The sequence below is a fragment of the Candidatus Margulisiibacteriota bacterium genome (assembly GCA_028706105.1).
Taxonomy (GTDB): Bacteria; Margulisbacteria; Riflemargulisbacteria; order GWF2-35-9; family DYQY01; genus DYQY01.
Genome location: JAQWCF010000118.1, coordinates 1 through 4,180, shown reverse-complemented (window position 1 = coordinate 4,180; position 4,180 = coordinate 1). Strand labels below are relative to the sequence as shown.

Below are 4,180 nucleotides of genomic sequence, written 5' to 3'. Positions count from 1 at the left end.
CCCTGTTCCTCCTACAGATAAAGGAATATCCAAAAAATCCTTCATAAGCTTATATAGTTTTGGTCCTTGAAAAGCATCTCCATAATCTGTACTTATATCAAGAACTGGCATATCTTCCCAAGGTTCTTTGGGGGGCACACGCAATGTATGCTCAATCATATAATTTAACTCATCAGCTATTCTTAAAGCTTTCTGCATCCTTTTTTTTAAATGTTGTTCTTGATCCATTTTATGCCTTCCTGTCTGCTTCATTTAATCCATTAAGAATTGTTTCATAACCTCTTTTGAGGACTGTTGCTCCATTGCCTAAAGAACTCTCGATTCTATCACGCAGATTAGTTCTAGTTTCATACGACAAATAAGACACTGCCTGAGAAACGGAATTGCCTAACGTTGGCAAAGAGGTTATAAGGTACTGCATCGCAATATCATAGCTCTCACTAAGTTTGTCGAGAATGTATCTTTGATTAGGTGTCTCTTGTCTAATATTCGATTCATATAAAGATAATATTTTTAATACAGAAACGAAAGCCTCCTGTGGATTATTGTTCATTTGAACAGCGTCATTAACTCCCTTGTTCCACAGCTCCGAACCTTTAGTATTACTCAAACCCAACAAGCTGTATATATTTACTGAAAAATGCTGAAAAATTGTTTGCTCCCAAGAACTTAATTTTAAAAATGATGTCAAATATTCAAGCAAGTAATTGCTAACCTTCTCATTATCTAATAATTGTGGGGCACTCTCGGTCTGACCCAAAACAGACCGTGCAGCTTCATGACTAAAATCATTAGACAAAACCTCTATTGGTAAACTACTAATATATATCTCTGTCCCTTTAATAGCATGCATTGTATGAGAAGGGACATCAGCTTTTGAGCTGTTAGTCACTATTCTTCTTATCTCAGAAAAATTCTGTAAAAATCCTTGGCTTATAGCCCCGTCTCTGCCCAATTTACTCGTACGTTCAACGACATTTGCAACTATTGATTGTTGCATTTGCGTTGTCTCTCTTTTAACTGATGAAATTAATTGAGGAACTATTCGTCTAGACACCTCTTCGCCCATCTGCCCAGACGCTATAAGTGCGTCCAGTAAAGCAATCGTCTCGGCAACAACTGATTTTGATTCTGTTGATTGCATTGTTTTGACTGTATTATTAAGCTCCTGGACTAAACTATCTTTCTCTTCGTCTGTAAGCTTAAAACTTACAATTATTTGCTCAGATAACTCAACAAACGCCTCAATGTCTTGGGCGTCTTTATCTTGCGAAATAAAGTCTATAATCAACTTTCTATTATTTTCTATAATTGAAGGATTTTTTAAAATATAACTTAAAACCTTTTCTGGTGACTTAAGCAAAAGCAACTCTTTGGCTTTGTCTTCTGCTGAGCTCGTAGGACTTCTTAGTATTTCTCCTATCTTTTGCTCTCTTCCTCTAGTCTGCTGAATATTACTAATCAAGGATTTTAAGGAATCAATCTTTTTAGAAATTGACTCCTTCTGTGGATTAGTTAATCTTGATGAACCTACATCCTTTGACAATTCATCTATAGCGTTCTGCAATAAATCAATGTCTAGTGTTTTCTTTGACTTCAATTCCTTAAAAGCAACACGAAAATCTTTGCTGATTTCAATTACTCCAAACACAGATATTTGCTCTAAATTTTTCACGACATATTCGAAGGCATCATTGTTTAATTTATTTAAAACATCGTAAATATTGCCAATCAAAACCTTCATTCCTTCCACATTCTTTGATATTACGTCTTCTGGATTAAGCCCTCCCTGACCTCTTTCTGGAATGTAACTATCAGACTCAACGTTCTCAACATTTTGTTGAAACGACTGTGTGTTATTAGCAATACCTAAAACATCAACAGATGGAACGAATTGAATATTAAACTGTTCCGCTATTGTCTTAATCGCTTTGGTTTTCTCTAATACATTATCTTCTTGGTTTGCAATATCCAAAGAAATAGATGGATTGGAAAGAGCTGTAATTATAATATTATTAATCTCCTTTTCACTCCTTGGAATTTGATCATATTTAATTAAATCAAAAACTTCAGACATTTTTAGTTTAAGACTTGCTTCCATTACTTGATTGTCTATAATATCTTCTAATAAAACCAAGGCATTAACTAAAGCAAAGTCGGCCTTTGCATCCTTCACCAAGGCAACGCCCTTAACTAGTTCTTCGATTAAATCCTTTTTGTCTATATTTTCTTGAACTATCTTGTTAGTCAAAATCTTGAATTCAACGATGTTCTTTGTATTTACCCTATCTTCTTGCATCAAATAACCGAGTAATGCCTTTCTTGTTTCTGCATCCATGATTGGTTTCTTTGTCTCAACATATTTTTCTTTTACATACCTAACGACAGCCATCGGCTCATTCAATTTGTTCAGTTCAATCAACTTCTGATTCGCTGAATTGGATGACTTCATAATATCAGCTAACTTTTCATCTATAACATTTTTATTACTAGTAATTGATGGAGCAATGTCTTTATCAAAAGCAATATTTGATTTTTGTATTCTTTGCACTAAACTAGGTGCATATTTCTGAATATCGTTTTTTTGTATAATTTGGTTATCAATCATTTTTTCTAACAGTTTCACATTAGCCACGCTTTTATCTGCTGCAATGCCAGTTAACGCGGAAGAAAGTATCTCTGACATTTGCTCTGGGGAAGTCATGCCACTTATATTGTTGATTGTTTCCATTGCTAAAGAATTAAACTCTCCAGCATCTTTTGGCTTAACTCTTCCCTCTTGTAACATATAACTAATAATTGCCCGCCTATTTGTTTCGCTTGCTAACTTATCTGTTAAAACAACAGGATTATCTTGTACATATCTAGCAACTATCATTGGATCATTTGCTTTTTTAAGCTGCTCAAGCTTCGAATCTGAAGAAATTATAGTATCACTTTGTTTAAATATATTCGATATTTGACGTTCCTTTTGCGCCTTATCTAGTCCAATAACCTGTTCCACAATTTCCGAAGAAACAAAACTCTGTTGGTTACTAGCCGTTTTTGGCACTAATAATCCTTCCAACTCTTCCTTCAACTCAGGCATATCAATTAGGTCATCCGTAGATAGCTTCTCTGCTATTAATCTAATAGCAGTTGTATGTGCCAAAGGATCAATTTTTGAAGTTAATCCTTTTAAAATACCAAGGTCTGAGACTGCCTCAACAATAAGATTCATCATTTGTTCTTTATTCCTAGGCGTTGGATTTTCAGAAATTGCTTGAGCTAAAATTGGAACTTGTTTTAGAATGTCTTCTTCTTTAATTATTCCTGCCTGAACCATTCCTTCCATTAATACCATTCCTTTAACAATAGGTTGCTCAGATTCATTTTGTAACATATTAGTAAGTGCAGAAGTCATTTTCTCTACTATTTTGCTAGCAGGCATTATGGCGCTAAACCCTGCCAAAGAATCCATGATTAAGGAATTAAACTCTTCAGTGTTTATTGGCTTAGGGCTATCTTCCTTTAACAAATAATTTATTAATATTTTCCTATTTGTCTCATTCGATAAAACAAAGGGGTTTTCACTCACATATCTAGCAACAGATATTGGACTTCTTAAATCGTTTAATTGATTTACCTTGCTTTCTATAATTAATTGATTATCGTCCTCTATAGAATTACTATTACTAAATATCTTCGCTAATGGATTAGTCTTCTTATCTGTAAGGCTCATCGTTGATAATGTTGTTTCTAGTGCAAACAAAGAAACCTTCATTTCGCTCTTTATTGTCGAATTTTTTTCATCTATATTTAATTTTTCTAATATTTTCACAACATCCAACAACTTATCTATACGTTCTGAATTTGAAAGATTTTTGTCACCTACTGCAGCAACCAGCTCAGGCGGGATTTGTTTTATTTGTTTTAATGACTCTGCACTTTTATTTAATGCATCCTGTTCCTGTTTGTCTACTTGTTCTTGCGTCATTTTACTTTTATCCTTAAAAAGGACTTCTTTCATTGTTTCATTAATGTCTATTAATGTTTGCGCTGGATAAGATTCCATCCTTCTTGCTAATTCAGCCCCCAAACCACCATCTGTTTGTCTAGCTTGTGCTACTGCTGGTGTAGCCCCACTAACTCCTTGGCTTTGATTATTACTTCCAACCACACCTACTCCTGATTGAGAGGC

2 protein-coding genes are annotated in these 4,180 nt (G+C 34.4%); both read right to left on the bottom strand.

Features of this window, described 5'->3' with window-relative positions; all coding sequences use genetic code 11:
* Nucleotides 1–228, bottom strand: a 228-nt coding sequence (locus tag PHF25_08970) for a hypothetical protein (GenBank protein ID MDD4528140.1), incomplete at its 3' end; no start/stop codon positions are given.
* A 1-nt stretch (nucleotide 229) separates the two neighbouring features.
* Nucleotides 230–4,159 (bottom strand): hypothetical protein, encoded by a 3,930-nt coding sequence (locus PHF25_08965; protein ID MDD4528139.1) that lies wholly within the window; start codon nucleotides 4,157–4,159, stop codon nucleotides 230–232.
* Between the last annotated feature and the right edge of the window lie 21 nt (nucleotides 4,160–4,180).